Below are 22,533 nucleotides of genomic sequence, written 5' to 3'. Positions count from 1 at the left end.
AAGCCGGCTCCCACAGGGACTGCACATGGCTTGAAACCGATGCGGTCGATGTGGGAGCCGGCTTGCCGGCGATGGGCTGCGGAGCAGCCCCGGCAGCGCATCTGCACACTGCACGCACGCTAGGCGAGCAGATGTTCGCAGACTGCGAGGCCATGGCCTGAATCAGCTTGAAAGCGGCCATTGCGCCAATGGCCAGTAAGCGCCCTTGCGCGACTCGTACAGTGTGAAATGGCGGGCGGCGAGGTAGAAATCCGGCGCGCTGCTGGCTTCTGGCGGCTGGCCGCGGTAATCCCTGGCCAGCGTCAGGTGCGGGCGATACTCGCGGTCGGCCGCTTCCACCCCCAACGGCAGCAGCGCCTGCTGCAAGCTGTACACCAGTTGCAACAGGGCCGGTGGGGTCTGTTGCGCCTCCAGCACCAGGGCGCTGGCCCGCTGCCACACCTGCAAGCGGTCCAGTATCAGTCGTGGTGCCGTGGCCGGTAGTGCCAGCTGGTCGACCGCCGCGCAAATCGCAGGCACATGGGCGGTATCCACATCGCCGAGAAACAGCAGTGTCACATGGAAGTTGGCGGCCGGCACTGGCTTGCCGCTGCGCAGGCCCAGGCCACGTCGCCACTGGGCCAGCACACGGCGCTGGGCATCGCTCACCGGCAAGGCGAAGAACAGGCGCTTGAATGGTTTTTCGATTCGTCCGCTGACCGGTGTCATCGTGCCGCTCCTCGAGATGGCAAAGCACGTACTGATGCGTTGGGAAACCCGCAGGTCTGTCAGTTTCGCGGGCAAGGCCCCAAACCATACGCTGAGGCCTCAATTCAATCACATAGATACGGTCATGAAACAGCACCAGCAAACACGGAATACCCAGCCTGCCATGCAAGCGCAACTGAAGTGGGGCAACCAGCGTGAGCGCGAGTTCACGACTGATGTCATAGATACAGATGTCAGTAATGGCAACCGCTCATTTTTCGCCATTCAGTACACGGAGGGATCAGATACCGCTTATAGCTATATATTCCTGAATATCCCGGAACGTTACCTGGTGGCGGGCGCATCCCTCAAGATCGGTGAAGGCGAGAAAGCCGAGATCAACGCCTATTTCGGTTCGACTTCGATTGGTCGCTCAGGTTGGGCGACCGGGGGCTCAATCGATATTACCGAGATGGATGAGACTTCCAAGGCATTTGCCGCAACGTTCCACTACACCATTGAACACACCATGGGCATGGTCGAGATCGTGGATGGCTCGTTGTCCTTGTCACTGGCCGACGATGCAAGGACCAACGGCACCGGCCGGGTCACCGCCCACCTCGACCCCGCTATTTTCCCTTCGATGGGTAACCTTGACGCTCGAACCATCGAAACCAAGGTACTTCAGGACGGGCGCATCCAACTCATTGCCAGACAGCAAGTGGACAACGCTATCCAAGGCATCATGATGCTGTTCAGTGAACAATATGCACGCCTGTTCTTCTCGATTGGCGGTATGCACTATCCCCTGAGCGGGGGCCGCCTGAAGCATGAGTGGAACGGGGATAAAAAGACCCTGACCGCCGATTTTACTGACTATGTAATCGGCTACCAAGGCAAGGACCATCGCATCACGGATGGCCGCATCGAGGTCACTCTGGCCTGATGCATCGCCATGCAGACCTTGGTACAGCGGTGACGCTTGTACCAAGGTCTGCCATCGCTGCGTAACATTCTCCTACAAAGCATCGGCTCGATTGTTTATGCTGGCGGGCTTAGCCATCACGCATGGCCATTACTTGACGTATCCGCCCATGAAAATCGCCTTAGTCCTCATCTTCGTCCTCTCGATCGCCTATGTTCACCTGCGCGGTCGCGTTCGCCACAAGCTGACCCGTCAGTTGGGCGACCACTCCAGCTTCCTGGCCCCGGTCAACAGCTTCCTGTACCTGTTTTCCAGGCACCCGGCCAAGCCTTACCTGCCGGTAGAGGCCTTCCCTGAACTGCAGACGCTGCAGGACCACTGGCAGGAGATCCGCGAAGAAGCCCAACAGCTGCTGCATGTGGGCGAAATCAAGAAGTCCGACAATTACGATGATGTCGGTTTCAACTCATTCTTCAAGACCGGCTGGAAGCGCTTCTACCTGAAGTGGTACGGCGAAAGCCACCCGTCGGCGATGACCCTGTGCCCGCGCACCACCGAGTTGCTCAAAGGCATCGGCACGGTCAAGGCCGCCATGTTCGCCACCCTGCCGCCGGGCGCCAAGCTGGTGCGCCACCGTGACCCGTATGCCGGTTCGTACCGCTACCACCTGGGCCTGGACACGCCGAACGACGACGGTTGCTACATCGACGTGGACGGTGAGAAGTATTCCTGGCGCGATGGCGAGGGCGTGGTCTTCGACGAGACCTACATCCACTACGCGGCCAATACCACCGAGCACAACCGCATCATCCTGTTCTGCGACGTTGAACGCCCGCTCAAGTACCGCTGGGCGACCGCGTTCAACCGCTGGTTCAGCCGCAACGTCATGGCCGCTGCCGCCGCACCCAACGATGCCGGCGACAAGACCGGTGGCATCAACCGGCTGTTTACCCGCATCTACAAGATCCGCGAACGTGGCAAGGCGATGAAGAAGCGCAACCGCACGCGTTACTACCTGGAGAAGTGGGCGTTCGTCGCGGCGTTGGTGCTGGTGTTCATCTACATCTGATCGGTGTGGTTGCGCGCAGCCAAAAGGCCTGCGCGCAACCAACCAAAGTACAAGCCTCACACTTTCCACTCTTCGACTAGCCTGAAAGCTCCACTCGCAACCTCCCCAAGGTGAAGACGATGAGCATGATGGACTGGGACGCCTACCGTAAGCAGTTGATGGCCGGCATCGGCGATCTCAAGCAGCTTTCCCCTGACACCGTGGCCGGCTACATGACCGCCAGCGGCGCGGGGGCCAAGACCAACCACCTGGACGCCAAGACCCGCGAGCTGATCTCCCTCGCCGTGGCCGTGACCACACGCTGCGATGGCTGCATCGCGGTGCATTCGCAGCAGGCCGTCAAGCACGGCGCCAGCCGCGAGGAAATCGCCGAGGCCCTCGGCGTGGCCGTGGCGATGAACGCCGGTGCCGCGCTGGTCTACTCGGCACGTGCCATGGATGCGGTGGGCAAGGCCAACGGCTGAGCGCAATTGGCGTCGCCGCCCTTGCGCGACGGCGCCGCGCCACCCAGACTGGGCGGCCCAGCCCTTGCAGGAACCCGCATGATCCACATCCGCCCCATGACACCGGAAGACTTCGAACGCTTCTGGCCCACCTTCCAGGCCGTCGTACAGGCCCGTGAAACCTACGCATTCGACCCGGCCCTTAGCTTCGATCAGGCCCGCCAGCTGTGGCTGGAACTGCCCGCGCGCGCATTCGTGGCCGAGGAAGACGGCGAGCTGCTGGGTTCGTATTACCTCAAGGCCAATGCCGCCGGGCCTGGTGGGCACGTGGGCAATTGCGGCTACATGGTCTGTGAGCCGGCACGCGGCCGCGGCGTCGCGCGGTTGATGTGCGAGCACTCCCAGAAACAGGCACGCCAGGAGGGCTTTCTGGCCCTGCAGTTCAACTCGGTGGTGGCCACCAACGAGGTGGCAGTGGCGCTGTGGCACAAGCTGGGCTTCGAAACCGTTGGCCGCCTGCCCAAGGCCTATCGCCATGCCCGCCTGGGGCTGGTGGACTGCCTGGTGATGTACAAGTGGCTGGCGGACGAGCCGGTAGTGGAAAAGCCGCCGCTGCTGATCGGGCGCAAGAACATCGAGGCGCGGGTGTCGCGGCGGCGCGGGCGCTGACTTCTTCAGGCCGCCCTGCTCGACGAAGGTCTATGGTAAAGTCGCGCCCTTTTTGAACATGCTGGGATATCGCTGCACATGACCCCCGTCCTCCGCTTCCTCAACCGCACCAGCCTGGTGACGCAGATCGTCATCGGCCTGATCGCCGGCATCGCCCTGGCCCTGCTTGCGCCCGCCATCGCCCGCGACATGGCCTTCCTCGGGAAAGTGTTCGTCAGCGCCCTCAAGGCGGTGGCCCCCGTGCTGGTGTTCATCCTGGTCATGGCCTCGATCGCTAACCACCGCCACGGCCAGGAAACCCATATCCGCCCGATCCTCTGGCTGTACCTGCTGGGCACCTTCAGCGCAGCGGTAGTCGCGGTGGTCGCCAGCATGCTGTTCCCGTCGAACCTGGTGCTGAGCACCGGCGACGCTACGCTGAGCGCGCCAGGCGGCATCAGTGAAGTGCTGCAGAACCTGCTGCTGAGCGCGGTGGACAACCCGATCAACGCCCTGCTCAACGCCAACTTCATCGGTGTGCTGACCTGGGCCATCGGCCTGGGCGTGGCCCTGCGCCATGCCGGCGAAACCACCCGCACCGTGGTCGAGGACCTGTCCAATGGCGTGACCCTGATCGTGCGCGTGGTCATCCGCTTCGCCCCGCTGGGTATCTTCGGCCTGGTCAGCGCCACCCTGGCCCAGTCGGGCCTGGACGCCCTGCTCGGCTACCTGCACCTGCTGGCGGTGCTGATCGGCTGCATGCTGTTCGTGGCGCTGGTGATGAACCCGCTGATCGTGTATTGGAAAATCCGCCGCAACCCCTACCCGCTGACCCTGCTGTGCCTGCGCGAAAGCGGTATCACCGCGTTCTTCACCCGTAGCTCGGCGGCCAACATCCCGGTCAACCTGGCCCTGTCGGAGCGCCTTGGCCTGCATGAAGACACCTACTCGGTGTCGATCCCGCTGGGTGCGACCATCAACATGGCCGGAGCCGCCATCACCATTACCGTGCTGACGCTGGCGGCTGTACATACCCTGGGTATTCCGGTGGACCTGCCGACCGCCGTGCTGCTCAGCGTGGTGGCGGCGGTCTGTGCCTGCGGCGCCTCGGGTGTGGCCGGTGGCTCGCTGCTGCTGATTCCGCTGGCGTGCAGCCTGTTTGGCATCCCTAGCGAAATTGCCATGCAGGTGGTGGCGGTGGGCTTCATCATCGGCGTGCTGCAGGATTCGGCCGAGACGGCGCTGAACTCTTCGACCGATGTGCTGTTTACCGCGGCGGCGTGCCAGGCTGAAGAGCGGCGCAACGCTTGAGTTTGCCGGGGCCGCTTTGCGGCCCTTTCGCAGGCAAGCCAGCTCCCACAGGGATAGTGCCGGCCTTACGGCTTGTGCTGTACCTGTGGGAGCTGGCTTGCCGGCGATGATCCCAGTGATTGCTTAAGCCTGGCGCTTTACCTAGGCTAGTGGCCTTTCCCCAGCAATGAGACAGGGCCATGTCAGAACACGAAACCGTCGGCGAAGGCCGCTTCAACAGCATCGAGATCCGTATTCTCGGCTCGCTGATCGAGAAGCAGGCCACCAGCCCGGAAAGCTACCCGCTGACCCTCAACGCCCTGGTCCTGGCCTGCAACCAGAAGACCAGTCGCGAGCCGGTGATGAACCTCACCCAAGGCCAGGTCGGCCAGGCCCTGCGCGCCCTCGAAGGGCAAGACATGACCCGCCTGCAGATGGGCAGCCGCGCCGACCGCTGGGAACAACGGGTGGACAAGGCGCTGGAGCTGGTGCCGGCGCAACTGGTGCTGATGGGCCTGATGTTCCTGCGCGGGCCGCAAACCCTCAACGAACTGCTGACCCGCAGCAACCGCCTGCACGACTTCGACGACACCGAGCAGATCCAGCACCAGCTGGAGCGCCTGATCTCGCGCGGCCTGGCCTTGCACCTGCCACGCCAGGCCGGCCAGCGCGAAGACCGTTACACCCATGCCTTGGGCGACCCGGCGGAAATCGAGGCGATCCTTGCTGCACGGCAGCAGGAAGGCGGGGCACGCAGCAGCGGTGGCAATGTGTCGGAAGAGCGCATCGAAGCCCTCGAAGCGCGCATCGCGGCGCTGGAGGCACGCCTGGCCGAACTGGAAGGCTGAGCCGTCACGGCTCGGGGTCGGGGAAGTTGCGGCAGCTCTTGCGCTCGGCCAGCTCCCGGTCACTGGGGCGCTGGTCGACGAACACGGTGCGGCCGTCGGCGTAGATTTCCAGGTAGCCCCAGTGCAGGTCCTGCTCTTGCTGCCCGGGTTTTGGGGGGACTAGCCACCAGGGTTCGCGGCTGATCAGGGTCATGGGTGTGGTTCCTGAGGGTGTCTGCAGTAATCATAGACATCCTCAGATTCAGCTTTGTCAGTTCTGACGCATTCGCGGGCATGCCCGCTCCTACAGGACTCATCACAAATCTCAAGACCTGTGCAGTACCTGTGGGAGCGGGCATGCCCGCGAAAGGGCCGGTACGGGCTTACGCCGGTGCCGAAGTGCGGATCAGGTGGTCAAAGGCCGCCAGCGATGCCTTGGCCCCCTCACCCACCGCAATCACGATCTGCTTGTACGGCACAGTCGTCACGTCACCCGCCGCAAACACACCCGGGATGCTGGTCTGACCCTTGGCATCGACGATGATCTCGCCACGCGGCGACAGCTCGACGGTGCCTTTCAGCCAGTCGGTGTTCGGCAGCAGGCCGATCTGCACGAAGATGCCTTCCAGCGCCACTTCATGCTGCTGGTCGGTGGTGCGGTCCTTGTAACGCAGGCCGGTCACCTTTTCGCCATTGCCCAGCACTTCGGTGGTCAGCGCACTGGTGATCACCTTCACGTTCGGCAGGCTGTGCAACTTGCGCTGCAGTACCGCATCGGCACGCAGCTGGCTGTCGAACTCGATCAACGTTACCTGGGCGACGATACCCGCCAGGTCGATGGCCGCTTCCACGCCCGAGTTGCCACCACCGATCACCGCCACGCGCTTGCCCTTGAACAGCGGGCCGTCGCAGTGCGGGCAGTAAGCCACGCCACGGGCGCGGTATTCCTGCTCGCCCGGCACGTTCATTTCACGCCAGCGGGCACCGGTTGCCAGGATCACGGTCTTGGCCTTGAGCGAGGCGCCGCCAGCCAGGCGTACTTCGTGCAGGCCGCCATCGGTGGCCGGGATCAGCGCTTCTCCGCGCTGCAGGTTCATGATGTCCACGTCGTACTGCTTGACGTGCTCTTCCAGCGCCGTGGCCAGCTTCGGCCCTTCGGTTTCCTGTACCGAGATGAAGTTCTCGATGGCCAGGGTATCGAGCACCTGGCCGCCGAAACGCTCGGCCGCAATACCGGTGCGGATGCCTTTACGCGCGGCATAGATGGCTGCCGAAGCGCCGGCTGGGCCACCACCGACCACCAGCACGTCGAAGGCGTCCTTGGCGTTGATCTTCTCGGCTTGGCGACCGGCTGCGTTGGTGTCGATCTTGCCGAGGATTTCTTCCAGGCCCATGCGGCCCTGGCCGAACACTTCGCCGTTCAGGTAGATGCTCGGCACCGCCATGATCTTGCGCGATTCCACTTCCGCCTGGAACAGCGCGCCGTCGATGGCCACGTGGCGCACGTTGGGGTTGAGCACCGCCATCAGGTTCAACGCCTGGACCACATCCGGGCAGTTCTGGCACGACAGCGAGAAGTAGGTTTCGAAGGTGAATTCGCCTTCCAGCGCCTGGATCTGTTCGATCACTTCGGCACTGGCCTTGGACGGGTGCCCACCGACTTGCAGCAGTGCCAGCACCAGCGAGGTGAATTCGTGGCCCATGGGGATGCCGGCGAAGCGCAGGCTTATGTCGGCCCCCGGGCGGTTCAGCGAGAACGATGGACGACGGGCATCGCTGCCGTCCGCGCTGAAGGTAATAAGGTTCGACAGGCTGGCAATTTCCACCAGCAGGTCGTGCAATTCGCGGGATTTCGCGCCGTCGTCGAGGGAGGCAACGATCTCGATCGGCTGGGTGACCCGCTCCAGGTAGGTTTTCAGTTGCGATTTAAGCGTGGCGTCCAACATACGGGCGATTCCTTTTTCAAAACTCGGATACAAAAACGCCCAGGCGAGGTCGCCCGGGCGCTTTTACGGGGCGGTAGGTACTTCAGCTTTGGCGGCTGGCTACCGCCCGCGACATGCGCATCGGCTTAGATCTTGCCGACCAGGTCCAGCGACGGCGCCAGGGTGGCTTCGCCTTCTTTCCACTTGGCCGGGCAAACTTCGCCTGGGTGAGCGGCAACGTACTGGGCAGCCTTCACCTTGCGCAGCAGTTCGGCAGCATCGCGGCCTACACCACCGTCGTTCAGTTCGACGATTTTGATCTGGCCTTCCGGGTTGATCACGAAGGTACCGCGATCGGCCAGGCCGGCTTCTTCGATCAGCACGTCGAAGTTGCGCGAGATGACGTGGGTCGGGTCACCGATCAGCGGGTACTGGATCTTGCCGATGGTGTCCGAAGTGTCGTGCCAGGCTTTGTGGGTGAAGTGGGTGTCGGTGGACACGCCGTAGATTTCCACGCCCAGCTTCTGGAACTCGGCGTAGTTGTCAGCAAGGTCACCCAGCTCGGTCGGGCAGACGAAGGTGAAGTCGGCCGGGTAGAAGAACACGACAGACCACTTGCCTTTCAGGTCGGCTTCGCTGACCTGGACGAACTCGCCCTTGTGGTAGGCGGTGGCGTTGAACGGTTTGACCTGGCTGTTGATGATTGGCATGAGAGACGCTCCTTCATGGGGTTGGAATCAGTTGATGGAGAGAATCCTAACCGCTGGTCCCGATAAAGGCTCATTGGCAAAGCTCATGCTTGTGATTGGTTTTGGCTATAACCGAGGATAATTAATAGAAGGGAATGGGCTGAGCAAAGGATTGCGGGGCATTCAAGGGCCCCATCGCCGGCAAGCCAGCTCCCACAGGTACTGCGCAGGTCTCTGCACTTGTGCAATCCCTGTGGGAGCTGGCTTGCCGGCGATGAGGCCAGTGGCATCAGCGAGTGACCGTGCGCATGGTCACGAACTCTTCGGCAGCGGTCGGGTGCACGCCAATGGTTTCGTCGAACTGCTGCTTGGTCGCACCGGCCTTCAGGGCAACGCCCAGGCCCTGGATGATCTCGCCGGCGTCGGGGCCAACCATGTGGCAGCCCAGCACCTTGTCAGTCTCGGCATCGACCACCAGCTTCATCAGGGTTTTTTCCTGGATGTCGGTCAGGGTCAGTTTCATCGCACGGAAGCGGCTCTCGAATACCTGCACCTTGTGCCCGGCCTCCAGCGCCTGCTCCTCGGTCAGGCCCACGGTGCCGATGGGCGGCTGGCTGAATACTGCGGTGGGGATGTTCTGGTAGTCCACAGGGCGGTATTGCTCGGGCTTGAACAGGCGCCGGGCCACAGCCATGCCCTCGGCCAGAGCCACCGGAGTCAATTGCACGCGGCCAATCACGTCGCCAATGGCCAGGATCGACGGCGCGGTGGTCTGGTACTGCTGGTCAACCCGAATGTAACCGCGTGCATCCAGTTCGACACCGGTGTTTTCCAGGCCCAGGTTGTCCAGCATCGGGCGCCGGCCGGTGGCATAGAACACGCAATCGGTGACCAGCTCGCGACCATCCTTGAGGGTGGCCTTGAGGCTGCCGTCCTCGAGCTTGTCGATGCGCTGGATGTCGGCGTTGAACTGCAGGTCGAGGCCGCGCTTTTCCAGTTCTTCCTTCAGGTGCGTGCGCACCGAACCGTCGAAACCACGCAGGAACAGGTCGCCACGGTACAGCAGCGTGGTAGCCGCCCCCAGGCCCTGGAAGATGCCGGCGAACTCGACGGCGATGTAGCCACCGCCCACCACCAGCACCCGGCGTGGCAGGTCCTTGAGGTAGAAGGCTTCGTTGGAGGTGATGGCCAGTTCCTTGCCCGGAATGTCCGGCACCTGTGGCCAGCCACCGGTGGCGATGAGGATGTGCTCGGCGGTGTAGCGCTGGCCATCCACTTCCACTTCATTGGCACCGGTCAGGCGCGCATGCCCCTGCAGCAGGGTGACCCCGCTGTTGACCAGCAGGTTGCGGTAGATACCGTTGAGGCGCTCGATTTCCCGGTTCTTGTTGGCAATCAGGGTGCCCCAGTCGAAATGCCCTTCTTCCAGGGTCCAGCCGAAGCCTGCGGCCTGCTCCAGTTCGTCGGCGACGTGTGCGCCGTACACCAGCAGTTTTTTCGGCACGCAACCCACGTTGACGCAGGTACCGCCCAGGTAGCGGCTCTCGGCCACTGCCACCTTTGCGCCGAAGCCGGCGGCAAACCGCGCCGCGCGCACACCGCCGGACCCGGCACCAATCACGAACAGATCAAAATCGTAGGCCATGTATTCACTCCCCTAGGCAGGCGCCCAGCATAACGCACTGGGGCCGCTTTGCGACCCTTCGCAGGCCCGCCCGCTCCCACAGTACCGGCGCAACCTTGAAGGCCTGCACAGTACCTGTAGGAGCGGGCGTGCCCGCGAAGGGCTGCAAAGCAGCCCCAGTTATCAGCTTTGATACAAGTAGCGGCTTATCAGTAAGCCTTGCCAGTCTTGTAGTAGTTCTCGAAGCAGAAGTTGGTCGCGTCGATGTAGCCCTCGGCGCCACCGCAGTCGAAACGCTTGCCTTTGAACTTGTAGGCGATCACGCAGCCGTTCTGCGCCTGTTGCATCAGGGCGTCGGTGATCTGGATCTCGCCACCTTTGCCCGGCTCGGTGTTGGCGATGATGTCGAAGATGTCCGGGGTCAGGATGTAGCGACCGATGATCGCCAGGTTCGACGGGGCATCTTCCGGCTTTGGCTTCTCGACCATGTTGGTGACGCGGAAAATGTCGTCACGGATCATGTCGCCGGCGATCACGCCGTACTTGTTGGTTTCCTGCGGATCGACTTCCTGGATGGCGACGATCGAGCAACGGAACTGGTTGTACAGCTTGACCATCTGGGTCAGTACGCCGTCACCTTCCGGGTTCACGCACAGGTCGTCCGCCAGCACCACGGCGAACGGCTCGTCGCCGATCAGCGGGCGGCCAGTCAGGATGGCGTGGCCCAAGCCTTTCATTTCGGTCTGGCGGGTGTAGGAGAACGAGCACTCGTCGAGCAGACGACGGATACCAACCAGGTATTTTTCCTTGTCGGTGCCCTTGATCTGGTTTTCCAGCTCGTAGCTGATGTCGAAGTGGTCTTCCAGAGCACGCTTGCCGCGCCCGGTGACGATGGATATCTCGCTCAGACCGGCATCCAGTGCCTCTTCAACGCCATACTGGATCAGTGGCTTGTTGACCACCGGCAGCATTTCCTTGGGCATGGCTTTGGTAGCGGGCAGGAAGCGGGTGCCGTAACCGGCTGCCGGGAACAAGCATTTTTTGATCATATACGTCCTTACAAAAGGCTAGGCCTGTGGAATTCGGCGCAGTCTAATCAGGCGGCAGTCACCTTACAATGCCCTACCTGTGACCGATCGATGGGAAGATAGAGATAACCCAGTGTAGATAGTTCCGAGGGATCGTAAATATTGCTGTCATCCATGACCGTTGGATGACAGGAAATCGGGGTTGCCTGTACTGGCCCTATCGCCGGCAAGCCAGCTCCCACAAGGACTGCACAGTTTTCAAAAGCTACGCAGAGACCTGTGGGAGCTGGTTTGCCGGCGATAGGGCCCTGGCAGGCAATCAGCTACCCGTGCCCTGCCCGATCAACACCCCATCGACCTTCTGCCCATACAGGTTCACCCCGTCATTGGCATGGAACTTCACCCGCGTCTTCTCGATGGAGCCTTCCACCAGCCGCGGGTCCTGCGGCCGTTCATGGCGGTTGACCCAGGCCGCCACATCCCAGGCCTGCTGGTCACTCAGGCTGCCCGGCTTGCCCAGCGGCATGTTGTACTTGATGAACGACGCCGCGGTGTTGATGCGGTGCATGCCGGCGCCCCAGTTGTAGGAGTCCTTGCCCCACAGCGGCGGCATCACATACTCGCCCGCCACCTTCTGCCCCTCGCCGTTGTCGCCGTGGCAGATCGCACACTGCTCGCGATAAACCTGCTGGCCGCGCTTGAAGTCGTAACCGCCCTTGGGTTGCGGTACCTCCGGGTAACCTCGCCCGGCGATCTCCACGCCAGTCGGCGCCTTGGTCGACAGCCAGTACGAATACACCGCCAGCGCCGTCATCTGCGGGCTGTCGGCCGCAGGCGGCTTGCCGTTCATGCTGAACTGGAAGCAGCCCTGGATACGCTCGGCGTAGGTGTTGACCTTGTCGTTTTTCTTGCGGTACGCGGGGTACATCGGGTACGCCCCCCACATCGGCGCGGAATGCGCCAGCCGCCCCTGGTCAAGGTGGCAGTTGCTGCAGTTCATGCCGTTGCCCACGGCCTCAGGCATCAACCTGCGGGTGTCGACGAACAAGGCATGCCCCTCGCGCACCATCTTGCCAAAGGCATTGTCAGGCAACTCGCTTTCCGCTGGCGGCACGAACTGCGGCGCGGCCTGCACACCCGGCACTTTCAACTGCGACTGGTCTTCCATGGCGATCTGGGCGGCCTGGGCGCTGCCCATGGCCAGCAGCAGCAGGGCTGGAATCATCGGTTTCATGGCTTGACCTCCTGGCTGGCGGGGCGGGCGAAGAACTCGGCAACGGCCTTGATCTCGTCATCGGTCATGGCCTTGGCCACACCGACCATCAGCTGGTTGGGGTCATTGCTGCGGGTGCCGTCCCGCCAGGCATTGAGCTGCGCCACCAGGTAACTGGCGGGCTGGCCGGCCAAGGGCGGAAAGTGTTCGCCAACCCCGCCACCGCCCGGGCCATGGCATTGCACGCAACCAGGAATCTGCCGGCTCCAGTCACCGTACAGGGCCATGCGGGTGGTGGGGTCATCGGCAATCTGCTGGCGACGCAGGTCGCCTGCAGGGTCTGCCGGCAGGCTGGCCAGATAGGTGCTGACCGCCTCGATCTCATCCTCGCTCAGGGCATTGGCAAGCGGCTCCATCACCGGCTGCTTGCGGCTGCCGTTGCGCCAATCATGCAATTGCTTGCTGAGGTAAGCGGCCGGCAGCCCGGCCAGGCGTGGGAAGCCGGCAGCGGCAATGCCCTTGCCGTCCGGGCCATGGCAACCCAGGCAAGCCATGGCGGCGGGGTTGGCCCCGCCCTGGGTGAAGACTTTCTGGCCATCGGCGGCATGCGCCGCGGGCCAGGCCAGGATCAGCAGGCTGCCGATCACGACGCGACTCAGCGGTGTCATCACGAATCTCCTTTTCTATTGTTATATGCTTAGGCCTAAAACATATAAGCAAAAGGACCGTGATCAGTTGCCCTGGATCAACTACCGGAGATGCATTGGGTGGCTGCGGTGCGCACGTCGCCCAGGCGCAGCGGGAAGTTGTTCAGCCGTTCGTGCAGCTTGATGCTGCTGCCGCTGCCACGCTTGTCGATATCCACCAGCGCCGCCGGGCCCACGCCCGAGCTGATCTTCTGCGGCACGATCAGCCGCAGGCCATCGCCGCGCTGCTCTTCCACCAGCGGGTCGCGGGTATCGGCCAGCTTCTGCTTGACGCAATCGGCATACGCGCGTGGGGACTTGCCCGAGATTACATCAAGCGTTTCGCGCGACTGTTCCAGTTCCGTAACACTCACACAGCCACCCAGCGTCACCGCCACCGCCGCCACCATCCACTTCATTTGCAGCACCTCTGCCTTCAAGAATCCGCTTCGACCACAGCCAGGCCGTTTTGCTCCCTGCTTTGGCAGATTTATCTACGCCTGGCGGAACAGCGCGGCAGTGTAACCCGACATCGTGGTATCTTTCGCCTTTGCAGAACCAATCCTTGCGGAGCATCACATGAAATTCGTACACCAGCGCGAGCACCTGAACGAGGACGACATCGTCGTCATCGAGTGCTCCCAGCGCTGCAACATCCGCCTGATGAACGACGCCAACTTCCGCAGCTTCAAGAACGGCGGCCGTCACACCTACCACGGTGGCCATTTCGACAAGTTCCCGGCGAAGATCACCGTGCCCAGCACCGGTTTCTGGAACATCACCATCGATACCGTGACAACCCGCCCGATCTCGGTCACCCGCAAGCCAACCTTGACCCACAAGATCAAGATCGTCCGTCGTTCATCGTCGAAACTCAGATAAGGCCACCATGACCCAGACCACCAAGTACGTCATCAAGTACAAGCTCGACGGCCAGCGCCGCTGGGACTTCGCACTGATGCCCGACGCCTCCCTCGAACAAGCCCTGGAAGCCCTGCGCAAGATTCACGGCGAAGACGCCGAGAAGATCAGCGACATCCAGGTCAGCAAAGCCTTGTAAGCCCCCGCCGCACCGCTCGCCCGCGCAAGGAGAACCGCATGAGCCACTGGCCCGACCGCCGCATCCTCGACCTGCTGGGCATCGAGTTGCCCATTCTGCAGGCCCCCATGGCCGGTGCGACGGGCTCGGGCATGGCCATTGCCGTGGGCCTGGCGGGCGGTTTGGGCGCCCTGCCCTGCGCCATGCTCACGGGCGACCAGGTGCGCGCCGAGATCGCCGCCTTCCGCGCCGGCTGCCCGGGCCGCCCGTTGAACCTGAACTTCTTCTGCCACCAGCCGCCAGCGCCCGATGCCGAGCGCGATGCACGCTGGAAGCAGGCGCTCGAGCCCTATTACAGCGAAGTGGGCGCAGACTTCGCGGCGCCCACACCGGTGTCCAACCGCGCGCCTTTCGACGAACAGAGCTGCCAGCTGGTCGAGCAACTGCGCCCGGAGGTGGTGAGTTTCCACTTCGGCCTGCCCCAGCCCGACCTGCTGCAACGGGTAAAGGCCAGCGGTGCCAAGGTGCTGTCCAGCGCCACCACCGTAGAGGAAGCCGTGTGGCTGGAGCACCACGGCTGTGATGCGATCATTGCCATGGGCTATGAAGCAGGCGGCCATCGCGGCATGTTCCTCAGCGACGATATCACCAGCCAGATCGGCACCTTCGCCCTGGTGCCACAGGTGGCCGATGCGGTCAGCGTGCCGGTGATTGCCGCCGGCGGCATTGCTGACCACCGCGGCCTGTTGGCGGCACTGGCCTTGGGTGCTTCGGCAGTGCAGATCGGAACAGCGTACCTGTTCTGCCCCGAAGCCAAGGTCTCGCCGGCGCATCGCCAGGCCCTGGACAGCGCGCCCGCCAGCGACACGGCGCTGACCAACCTGTTCACCGGCCGACCGGCGCGCGGCATCAACAACCGCATCATGCGCGAGCTGGGGCCGATGAGCGACCTTGCGCCGCGCTTCCCACTGGCCGGCGGAGCGCTGATGCCTTTGCGGGCGATTACGGATCCGCAGGGCAATAGCGATTTCAGCAACCTGTGGTCGGGGCAGGCGCTGCGGCTGGGCAGGCATATGCCGGCGGGCGAGCTGACCCGGGAGATTGCCGAAAAGGCGCTGGCCTTGGTCGGCTGCAAGGCTTCTGCATAAGCAGGCTCGGCCTCTTCGCGGGCTTGCCCGCTCCCACAGGTTCACCACTGGTTTTGAATGCCGCGCAGTACTGTGGGAGCGGGCAAGCCCGCGAAGGGGCCGGACCTGCCCATGCATCATCCTGCCCCTTCCCGGCCCATGGCCTATCGCTATATAGTTCAGGCTATAACGATAACCCCCAAGGAACTGTCTTCATGCGTATCCGCCCGTTCCACCTGGCTGCCACCGCCCTGGCCAGCCTGCTCGCCTTCAACACTGCCTGGGCCGATGAAGTCCAGGTCGCGGTCGCAGCGAACTTCACAGCCCCCATCCAGGCCATTGCCAAAGACTTCGAAAAAGACACCGGCCACAAGCTGGTCGCCGCCTATGGCGCCACCGGCCAGTTCTACACACAAATCAAGAACGGGGCGCCGTTCGAGGTATTCCTGGCGGCCGACGACAGCACCCCGGCCAAGCTCGAGCAGGAAAAGGCCATTGTCCCGGGCTCGCGCTTCACCTACGCCATCGGCACCCTGGCCCTGTGGTCGGCCACGCCCGGCTATGTCGACGCCAACGGCGAAGTGCTGAAGAAGAACCAGTTCAAGCACCTGTCCATCGCCAACCCGAAAACCGCTCCCTACGGCCTGGCCGCCACCCAGGTGCTGGGCAAGCTGAAGCTGACCGAAGCCACCAAGCCCAAGCTGGTCGAAGGGCAGAACATCACCCAGGCGTTCCAGTTCGTCTCCACCGGCAACGCCGAGCTGGGCTTTGTCGCCCTGTCGCAAATCTACAAGGACGGCAAGGTCGAAAGCGGTTCGGCCTGGATCGTGCCCTCCTCCCTGCACGAGCCCATCCGCCAGGACGCGGTAATCCTCGAAAAAGGCAAGGACAACCCCGCCGCCAAGGCCTTGGTCGATTACCTGAAAGGCCCGAAAGCCGCGGCTGTGATCAAATCCTACGGTTATGAAATCTGATGCCACTGGACGCCAGTGACCTGGGTGCCATCTGGCTGACCGTGAAACTGGCCAGCCTGACCACCCTGATCCTGCTGATCGTCGGCACGCCCATCGCCTGGTGGCTGGCGCGCACGCGCTCGTGGCTGCGCGGGCCGGTGGGCGCGGTAGTGGCCTTGCCGCTGGTGCTGCCACCCACGGTGATCGGCTTCTACCTGCTGATTGCCCTCGGCCCGCATGGCTGGCTGGGCCAGGCGAGCCAGGCGCTGGGCCTGGGCAGCGTGGTGTTCAGCTTCACCGGCCTGGTGATCGGCTCGGTGATCTACTCCATGCCGTTCGTGGTCCAGCCGCTGCAGAATGCCTTCGGCTCCATTGGCCAGCGCCCGCTGGAAGTGGCCGCCACACTGCGCGCCAGCCCCTGGGACACCTTCGTCCACGTGGTGCTGCCGTTGGCCCGCCCGGGCTTCATCACCGCCAGCATCCTCGGTTTCGCCCACACCGTGGGCGAGTTCGGCGTGGTGTTGATGATTGGCGGCAACATCCCCGACAAGACACGCGTGGTCTCGGTGCAGATTTTCGACCATGTCGAGGCCATGGCCTATTCGCAAGCACACTGGCTGGCAGGTGCCATGCTGGTGTTCTCGTTCCTGGTGCTGCTCCTGCTGTACGCTGGGCGCCGCGGCAAGGCTGGCTGGAGCTGATATGAGCGCATCGATTGTGGCGCGCCTGAAACTGGCGCGCGACGACTTCACCCTGGACGTCGACCTGCACCTGCCCGGGCGCGGCATCAGCGCGCTGTTCGGCCACTCCGGCTCTGGCAAGACCAGCTGCCTGCGTTGCCTGGCCGGGCTGGAACGGGCCGCCAGCGCCTACATCGAGGTCAACGGCGAAGTCTGGGAAGACAGCGCCCGTGGCTACTTCCAGGCACCACACCTGCGCCCGGTGGGCTACGTGTTCCAGGAGGCCAGCCTGTTCCCGCACCTGTCGGTACGCGGCAACCTGGAGTTCGGCTGGCGCCGGGTGGCCGCTGCCGAGCGCAAGGTCAGCCTCGACCAGGCCTGCCAGCTGCTGGGTATCGGCCACTTGCTGGCACGCCGGCCGGCAACCTTGTCCGGTGGCGAGGCGCAGCGGGTGGGCATTGCCCGCGCCCTGCTCAGCAGCCCGCGCCTGCTGTTGATGGACGAGCCGCTGGCTGCCCTCGACGGGCCGCGCAAGCGCGAAATCCTGCCCTATCTGGAGCGCCTGCACGACGAACTGGACATCCCGCTGGTGTATGTCAGCCATGCCCAGGAGGAAGTGGCGCGGCTGGCCGACCACCTGGTGTTGCTGGAGCAAGGCCAGGCAGTGGCCAGCGGCCCGATCGGCGAAACCCTGGCCCGTCTCGACCTGTCGCTGGCCGAGGGCGAGGATGCCGGTGTGGTATTCGAGGGCCTGGTGGTCGGGCACGACCCGCACTACGACCTGCTCGACCTGCGCCTGCCCGGCAACGATGGGCCGCTGTTGCGTATCGCCCACCCGGCCCAGGCGATGGGCAGCACCTTGCGGGTCAAGGTACAGGCTCGTGACGTCAGCCTGGCCCTGGCAGCCGACAGCACTTCGAGCATTCTCAACCGCCTGCCAGTGCGCGTGCGCGAAAGCCGCCCGGCCTCCAACCCGGCCCATGTGCTGGTCAGCCTGGATGCCGGCGGCAACGCCTTGCTCGCACGCATCACCCGCTTCTCGGCAGACCAGCTCGGCCTGCACCCGGGCCAGGTGCTGTTCGCCCAGATCAAGTCGGTGGCGTTGCTGGGCTGAGCATCGGCCCCATGGCTGGTGTCCATTGATCAGTGACCTGATCGAGGCCTGCCAGCCATGCTTGACTGCCCCCTGCCGCGCTCCCTGCACTACGTCGACGACAGCCAGCCGGGCCTGACCCGGCGGCGCTGGCGGGGGCGCTTCATCTACCTGGATGCCGACGGCCAGCGGGTGCGCGACAGCGATACCCTCGCCCGCATCGCTGCACTGGTAATCCCCCCGGCCTATACCGAGGTGTGGATCTGCGCCGACCCGCAAGGCCACCTGCAGGCGACAGGTCGCGATGCCCGTGGCCGCAAGCAATACCGCTACCATGCGCAGTGGCGCGAAGTACGCGACCAGCACAAGTATGGGCGCATGCTGGCGTTTGCCCAGGCCCTGCCGAAACTGCGTGCACAACTGCACGCCCACCTTGCCCGGCCAGGCCTGGACCGGGAAAAGGTAATGGCGCTGGTGGTCAGCCTGCTGGACCACACCCTGATCCGCATCGGCAACCAGCGCTACCTGCGTGAAAACCAGTCCTATGGCCTGACCACCCTGCGCAACCGCCATGTCGAGGTGAAGGGCAGCAGCATCCGCTTCCAGTTCCGCGGCAAGCGTGGCGTCGAGCATAACGTCAGCCTCAACGATCGGCGCCTGGCCAACCTGCTCAAGCGCTGCATGGAGCTGCCCGGGCAAGCGCTGTTCCAGTACCTGGACGACGACGGCCAGCGCCACAGTGTCGGCTCCAGCGAGGTCAACCAGTTTCTGCAGCAGCTGACCGGCGCCGACTTCACCGCCAAGGACTACCGCACCTGGGCCGGCAGCAGCCTGGCCCTGGACCTGCTCAGGCCCTTGGCCTGGGAACCCGAGAGCGAAGCCAAGCGCCAGGTCGCCGCCATCGTTCGCCAGGTAGCATCACGCCTGGGCAACACGCCGGCGGTGTGCAGGCGCTGCTACATCCACCCGGCTGTACTTGAACACTATGCCCTGGGGCGCCTGGCCAACTTGCCGAAGAACCGTGTACGCAAAGGCCTGGACCGTGAAGAAGTAGCCTTGCTGTTATTTCTTCAGGCACTCGAGGAACAGGATGACCATTAACCCGGTCTATTCAGACCATGATGCGAAGAAATTTCCCATTGGCCGCCAAGCCCCCTATTCTTGCCACCGAGCACCTTGGCCGACAAACCGCTGGCGGTTTGCTTCGGCACCTGCGACTGAAGACACGCAACAGAATTTGTCTGTCGGGGAATTACTATCCGCCGAAAGCGTCTTTAATGAGAAGGAAGAGGGACAAGCTCCCGCCGCCGTGGCAACTAGCCCGACGGACTTTTACATCACCAAGGAGAACTACATGCTGATACTCACCCGCAAGGTTGGCGAAAGCATCGTCATCAACGATGACATCAAAGTCACCATTCTGGGCGTCAAAGGGATGCAGGTGAGGATCGGTATCGATGCACCGAAAGACGTCCAGGTCCATCGCGAAGAGATCTTCAAGCGTATCCAGGCTGGCAGCCCAGCCCCGGAAAAGCACGACGACTCGCACTGAGCGACCTGCTTCAAGCCGCACGGACGCGCTTGATCGCCCCGCGCCTCAGGTGCCCAGCAGTTCGTGCACCTTGGCGATCATACAGTCCATGTCGAACGGTTTGTCGAACACCGCGGCGAACAGTTCCGGGCATCCCTGGTTGGCCTGCGCGCCACTCATGAGGATGACCGGCAACTCGCTCAAGGCCGGGTCTTCACGCATCGAGCGCACCAGCTCCTCACCGTTGAGCAGTGGCATCATGTAGTCGGTGATAACGAGCTGAACGCGCTTTTCCTTCAGTGCCTCCAGCGCCTTGCAGCCGTTGCTCGCCTTTTCCACCAGAAAACCTTCGTCCTCCAGGGCAAAACCGAGGATGTCGGCAATCAGGTACTCGTCATCGACGATCAGGATGGTATTCATCGCCCGCCCCGTCACCCGCTCCCCTGCGGCACCGGCGTTCCCGAGAGCACACCGCAGGCGCCTTCGAACGCCTTGCGCAGGGTAATGCCTTGCGGCCCGATCAGCAGCTCGTGCAAGGCAGGGTCATGGTGGCTGTCACGCACCTTGAGGATCGACAGCATGCGCCGCAACTGCGAATCCAGCTCGACGAAGCGCATCAGCATCAGGTTGTCGACGATACTCGACAGGTCCGGGGCCGGGGCGCTGATTTCCGCGCCGAAAATGTCGCGCATTTCCCAGGTGAGCATCACGCTGACATCGCGCGCGCGCAGCTCGCCGGCCAGGGCGCGGAAAAACGCATTGAGCCGCGCCGGGTCGATGGCCAGGCGGCTGAACGCCCCCAGGCTGTCGATCAGCACGCGCTTGCTGCCTTGCGCTTCGACTCGCTCGAGCAGGCGCGCACCGACCTGGTCCAGCAGGCCCTCGGTGGTCGGCTGCCAGCACAGCTGCAGGCTGCCGCCCTGCTCCATGGCTGCAAAATCGTAACCCAGCGACGCGGCCTTGATTCGCAGGCGCTCCGGCGTTTCGTAGAAGCCGAAATGCAGCCCCGGCGCCTGCGGGCTGCTGGCACCGAGAAAAGCCAGGCCCAATGACGTCTTGCCAATACCCGAGGGCCCGATCAGCAGGCTGACCGAGCCGGTGGCCAGGCCGCCACCGAGCATTTCATCCAAGGTCGCCACCCCGCTGCTGACGCGCTCCAAGGTGGCGCTGCCCGCCTGGCTGGGGTGGCTGAACAGCGACTCCAGGCGCGGGTATACATGCATGCCGGCTCCATCGATGAGGCATTCATGGCGCCCCGACAACGCCGCACTGCCCCGTGTCTTGCGCAGCTGGATATGGCGCACGGCGCGGCTGCCGAACAGTTGCTCGCCCAGTTCGATCACGCCGTCGACCATGGTGTGCTCCGGGCTGCCTTCTTCCAGCCGGGCGCTGGTCAGCAGCAGCACGGTGCAACCGGCAAAGGCCGCATGGCCCTGTAGTTCGGAGACGAATTTCTTGGTGTCCAGCGCTGTTTCCGCACGCACCCGGGCATTGAGCACACCATCGACGATCAGCAGGCTGGCCTGCTGGCGGGCGATTTCCTGGCGCAGCAGCCGTACCACGGCGTCCAGGCCTTCCTGCTCCAGGGTGTCGAAAGCACTGACGAACTGGATCGGGTCGCCGACCAGCGCCGGGTCAAAGAACTCCAAGGTCGCCAGGTACTGGAACAGCCGCTCGTGCGACTCGCTCAGCAAGGTAGCCACCAGCACCCTGCCACCGCCGCGCACATGCCCGCAGGCCAGCTGGTTGGCGAGGATGGTCTTGCCCGCGCCCGGCGGGCCCTGAATGATGTAGGACGCGCCAGCCACCAGGCCACCCTGGAGCAACGCATCGAGCCCATCGATCCCCGTCACCAGCCGCCTGAGTGCCTGTGCCATGGTGTTCTACCTGTCGAGTTGGCTGTCCGCCTGCTGATAGATTGGCAAGTAGAGCTGCATGCAAGTTCCCCGGCCGGGCTCGCTGTCCACGCAAATGGCACCACCGCTTTGCCTGGCAAAACCATACACCTGGCTAAGGCCCAGGCCAGTCCCCTTGCCAAAGGGCTTGGTAGTGAAAAACGGTTCGAAAATCCGCGGCAGTACCGCTGGCGCTATGCCCTCGCCGCTGTCTTCCACCTCGAAACGCACAAACCCGCCGTGCAGGCCTTCCACCTCGCCGGCCAGTTCGACCACATCGACGGTCAAGCCGATCCGGCCCTGCCCCGTGATGGCATCGCGGGCATTGAACAACAGATTGAGCAGCACCATCTGCAATTGCCCGGCATCCACCTCGATCAGGGGCAGGTCCGGTTGCAACACCACCTCCAGGTCAATCGAACCGGGCAGCGCATGCTCCAGTAGACCACGGGTGGCGGCAATAAGGTTCGCCGGGGCGACACAAGCCACATCAAGCTTGCGGTGGCGGGCAAAGCTGAGCAGTTGCTGGGTCAGTTCGGTGCCCCGCTGCCCGGCATCCAGAATATGCTGCAGCATGCGCTGGGCGCGTGCCGGGTCCTGTGTGGCCAGTGCCAGGCGCGCCGAGCTGATGATGATGGTAAGCATGTTGTTGAAGTCATGCGCCAGGCCACCGGTCAACTGGCCGAGGGCCTCCAGCTTCTGTGCCTGGAACAGCTGGGCGCGCACCGCGTCCAGTTGCAGCGCCGACTCGCGACGGTCGGTGATGTCCCGGGTCACCTTGGCCAGGCCGACGACCTGGCCCTGGTCATCGCGAATCACATCCAGCGCGGCCAGCGCCCAGAATTGCGTGCCATCCTTGCGTACGCGCCAGCCTTCATCCTGCGCCACGCCCTGCTCCAGCGCCTGGCGCAGCAAGCGCTCCGGGCGGCCTTCGGTGCAATCCTGCGGGGTGAAGAACAACGAGAAATGCTGGCCGATCACTTCATCGGCACGGTACCCCTTGATGCGTTGCGCGCCTGCGTTCCACGACACCACATGGCCGGATGGGTCGAGCATGTAGATGGCGTAATCCACCACCGACTGAACCAGCTGTTCATAGCGGTGGGCAGGCATGACAGGGTGGTCGAGGCAGTCAGCTGAAACCATGCGAGCTCCACCGGT

Annotated in this window: 26 protein-coding genes; 14 read left to right on the top strand and 12 right to left on the bottom strand. The window is 63.5% G+C overall.

Annotation, left to right across the window (positions count from 1 at the left end):
- Positions 1–162: 162 nt before the first annotated feature.
- A complete protein-coding gene (gene thpR / locus CAG34_RS15175) occupies positions 163–708 on the bottom strand; it encodes an RNA 2',3'-cyclic phosphodiesterase (RefSeq protein WP_085590945.1) in 546 nt (181 codons plus the stop codon).
- 124 nt (positions 709–832) lie between these two features.
- On the opposite strand from thpR, the gene CAG34_RS15170 reads away from it, so the two are divergent.
- The 6 genes from CAG34_RS15170 to CAG34_RS15145 all read left to right on the top strand — a co-directional run bounded on the left by CAG34_RS15170 (position 833) and on the right by CAG34_RS15145 (position 5,910).
- The gene (locus CAG34_RS15170; protein ID WP_085591073.1) at positions 833–1,633 is read left to right on the top strand and encodes a hypothetical protein; all 801 of its coding nucleotides are present in this window, start codon (positions 833–835) and stop codon (positions 1,631–1,633) included.
- A 148-nt stretch (positions 1,634–1,781) separates the two neighbouring features.
- The gene (lpxO, locus tag CAG34_RS15165; RefSeq protein WP_013973173.1) at positions 1,782–2,681 is read left to right on the top strand and encodes a lipid A hydroxylase LpxO; all 900 of its coding nucleotides are present in this window, start codon (positions 1,782–1,784) and stop codon (positions 2,679–2,681) included.
- A gap of 119 nt (positions 2,682–2,800) precedes the next feature.
- Positions 2,801–3,145: a carboxymuconolactone decarboxylase family protein gene (locus CAG34_RS15160; RefSeq protein WP_013973174.1), complete on the top strand. Its 345-nt coding sequence runs from the start codon at positions 2,801–2,803 to the stop codon at positions 3,143–3,145.
- A 78-nt stretch (positions 3,146–3,223) separates the two neighbouring features.
- Complete coding sequence (locus CAG34_RS15155) at positions 3,224–3,793, top strand: GNAT family N-acetyltransferase (RefSeq protein ID WP_085590943.1); 570 nt, start codon at positions 3,224–3,226, stop codon at positions 3,791–3,793.
- A gap of 78 nt (positions 3,794–3,871) precedes the next feature.
- Complete coding sequence (gene sstT, locus CAG34_RS15150) at positions 3,872–5,083, top strand: serine/threonine transporter SstT (protein WP_085590941.1); 1,212 nt, start codon at positions 3,872–3,874, stop codon at positions 5,081–5,083.
- 179 nt (positions 5,084–5,262) lie between these two features.
- A complete protein-coding gene (locus CAG34_RS15145) occupies positions 5,263–5,910 on the top strand; it encodes a YceH family protein (protein ID WP_085590938.1) in 648 nt (215 codons plus the stop codon).
- Positions 5,911–5,914: 4 nt separating this feature from the next.
- On the opposite strand, the gene CAG34_RS15140 is transcribed toward CAG34_RS15145, so the two are convergent.
- From CAG34_RS15140 to CAG34_RS15105, 8 genes are all read right to left on the bottom strand, one after another.
- Positions 5,915–6,103 carry a hypothetical protein gene (locus CAG34_RS15140; protein ID WP_013973178.1) on the bottom strand — a complete coding sequence of 63 codons (189 nt, stop codon included), beginning with the start codon at positions 6,101–6,103 and terminating at the stop codon, positions 5,915–5,917.
- Between the two features lie 169 nt (positions 6,104–6,272).
- Positions 6,273–7,835, bottom strand: coding sequence for an alkyl hydroperoxide reductase subunit F (gene ahpF / locus CAG34_RS15135; protein ID WP_075045611.1), 1,563 nt, complete (start codon positions 7,833–7,835; stop codon positions 6,273–6,275).
- A gap of 125 nt (positions 7,836–7,960) precedes the next feature.
- The gene (ahpC, locus tag CAG34_RS15130) at positions 7,961–8,524 is read right to left on the bottom strand and encodes an alkyl hydroperoxide reductase subunit C (RefSeq protein WP_004375926.1); all 564 of its coding nucleotides are present in this window, start codon (positions 8,522–8,524) and stop codon (positions 7,961–7,963) included.
- 268 nt (positions 8,525–8,792) lie between these two features.
- Entirely contained in the window at positions 8,793–10,148 is a 1,356-nt protein-coding gene (gene gorA, locus CAG34_RS15125) for a glutathione-disulfide reductase (protein ID WP_075045612.1), read from the bottom strand.
- Positions 10,149–10,336: 188 nt separating this feature from the next.
- The gene (gene galU, locus CAG34_RS15120; protein ID WP_085590936.1) at positions 10,337–11,176 is read right to left on the bottom strand and encodes a UTP--glucose-1-phosphate uridylyltransferase GalU; all 840 of its coding nucleotides are present in this window, start codon (positions 11,174–11,176) and stop codon (positions 10,337–10,339) included.
- A gap of 298 nt (positions 11,177–11,474) precedes the next feature.
- Positions 11,475–12,389: a c-type cytochrome gene (locus tag CAG34_RS15115; RefSeq protein WP_046614978.1), complete on the bottom strand. Its 915-nt coding sequence runs from the start codon at positions 12,387–12,389 to the stop codon at positions 11,475–11,477.
- Positions 12,386–13,036 carry a cytochrome c gene (locus CAG34_RS15110; RefSeq protein ID WP_085590934.1) on the bottom strand — a complete coding sequence of 217 codons (651 nt, stop codon included), beginning with the start codon at positions 13,034–13,036 and terminating at the stop codon, positions 12,386–12,388. The genes CAG34_RS15115 and CAG34_RS15110 overlap by 4 nt, the downstream gene beginning before the upstream one ends.
- A gap of 77 nt (positions 13,037–13,113) precedes the next feature.
- Positions 13,114–13,473 carry a hypothetical protein gene (locus CAG34_RS15105; RefSeq protein WP_085590931.1) on the bottom strand — a complete coding sequence of 120 codons (360 nt, stop codon included), beginning with the start codon at positions 13,471–13,473 and terminating at the stop codon, positions 13,114–13,116.
- 160 nt (positions 13,474–13,633) lie between these two features.
- Between CAG34_RS15105 and CAG34_RS15100 the strand changes: the two genes are divergently transcribed.
- The 8 genes from CAG34_RS15100 (at position 13,634) to csrA (ending at position 19,498) form a co-directional block, all read left to right on the top strand.
- Complete coding sequence (locus CAG34_RS15100; RefSeq protein WP_004375922.1) at positions 13,634–13,936, top strand: DUF1883 domain-containing protein; 303 nt, start codon at positions 13,634–13,636, stop codon at positions 13,934–13,936.
- 7 nt (positions 13,937–13,943) lie between these two features.
- Complete coding sequence (locus tag CAG34_RS29035; RefSeq protein ID WP_013973186.1) at positions 13,944–14,114, top strand: hypothetical protein; 171 nt, start codon at positions 13,944–13,946, stop codon at positions 14,112–14,114.
- Positions 14,115–14,152: 38 nt separating this feature from the next.
- On the top strand, positions 14,153–15,241 hold the full coding sequence (locus CAG34_RS15095; RefSeq protein WP_085590929.1) for a nitronate monooxygenase family protein: 1,089 nt from the start codon (positions 14,153–14,155) through the stop codon (positions 15,239–15,241).
- A gap of 194 nt (positions 15,242–15,435) precedes the next feature.
- Positions 15,436–16,194 carry a molybdate ABC transporter substrate-binding protein gene (gene modA, locus CAG34_RS15090; RefSeq protein WP_085590927.1) on the top strand — a complete coding sequence of 253 codons (759 nt, stop codon included), beginning with the start codon at positions 15,436–15,438 and terminating at the stop codon, positions 16,192–16,194.
- The gene (gene modB / locus CAG34_RS15085; protein WP_085590925.1) at positions 16,194–16,874 is read left to right on the top strand and encodes a molybdate ABC transporter permease subunit; all 681 of its coding nucleotides are present in this window, start codon (positions 16,194–16,196) and stop codon (positions 16,872–16,874) included. Before modA ends, modB begins: the two co-directional genes overlap by 1 nt.
- 1 nt (position 16,875) lies before the next feature.
- Positions 16,876–17,967, top strand: coding sequence for a molybdenum ABC transporter ATP-binding protein (modC, locus tag CAG34_RS15080; protein ID WP_085590923.1), 1,092 nt, complete (start codon positions 16,876–16,878; stop codon positions 17,965–17,967).
- Positions 17,968–18,024: 57 nt separating this feature from the next.
- Entirely contained in the window at positions 18,025–19,047 is a 1,023-nt protein-coding gene (locus CAG34_RS15075) for a DNA topoisomerase IB (protein WP_085590921.1), read from the top strand.
- A 253-nt stretch (positions 19,048–19,300) separates the two neighbouring features.
- Complete coding sequence (gene csrA, locus CAG34_RS15070) at positions 19,301–19,498, top strand: carbon storage regulator CsrA (protein WP_004375914.1); 198 nt, start codon at positions 19,301–19,303, stop codon at positions 19,496–19,498.
- 45 nt (positions 19,499–19,543) lie between these two features.
- On the opposite strand, the gene CAG34_RS15065 is transcribed toward csrA, so the two are convergent.
- Genes CAG34_RS15065 through CAG34_RS15055 form a run of 3 tightly spaced genes read right to left on the bottom strand, consistent with a single transcriptional unit; the run spans position 19,544 to position 22,518 of the window.
- Positions 19,544–19,897, bottom strand: a complete 354-nt coding sequence (locus tag CAG34_RS15065; RefSeq protein ID WP_013973192.1) for a response regulator — start codon at positions 19,895–19,897, stop codon at positions 19,544–19,546.
- Between the two features lie 11 nt (positions 19,898–19,908).
- Positions 19,909–21,354 carry an ATPase domain-containing protein gene (locus CAG34_RS15060; protein ID WP_025339676.1) on the bottom strand — a complete coding sequence of 482 codons (1,446 nt, stop codon included), beginning with the start codon at positions 21,352–21,354 and terminating at the stop codon, positions 19,909–19,911.
- Between the two features lie 6 nt (positions 21,355–21,360).
- Positions 21,361–22,518 carry a nitrogen regulation protein NR(II) gene (locus CAG34_RS15055; RefSeq protein WP_025339677.1) on the bottom strand — a complete coding sequence of 386 codons (1,158 nt, stop codon included), beginning with the start codon at positions 22,516–22,518 and terminating at the stop codon, positions 21,361–21,363.
- Positions 22,519–22,533 lie beyond the last annotated feature (15 nt).

Origin of the sequence: Pseudomonas sp. B14(2017) (assembly GCF_002113255.1) — a bacterium.
Classification (GTDB): domain Bacteria; phylum Pseudomonadota; class Gammaproteobacteria; order Pseudomonadales; family Pseudomonadaceae; genus Aquipseudomonas; species Aquipseudomonas putida_Z.
The sequence above is the reverse complement of the archived record's forward strand: the minus strand, read 5'-3'. Positions and strand labels throughout refer to the sequence as shown.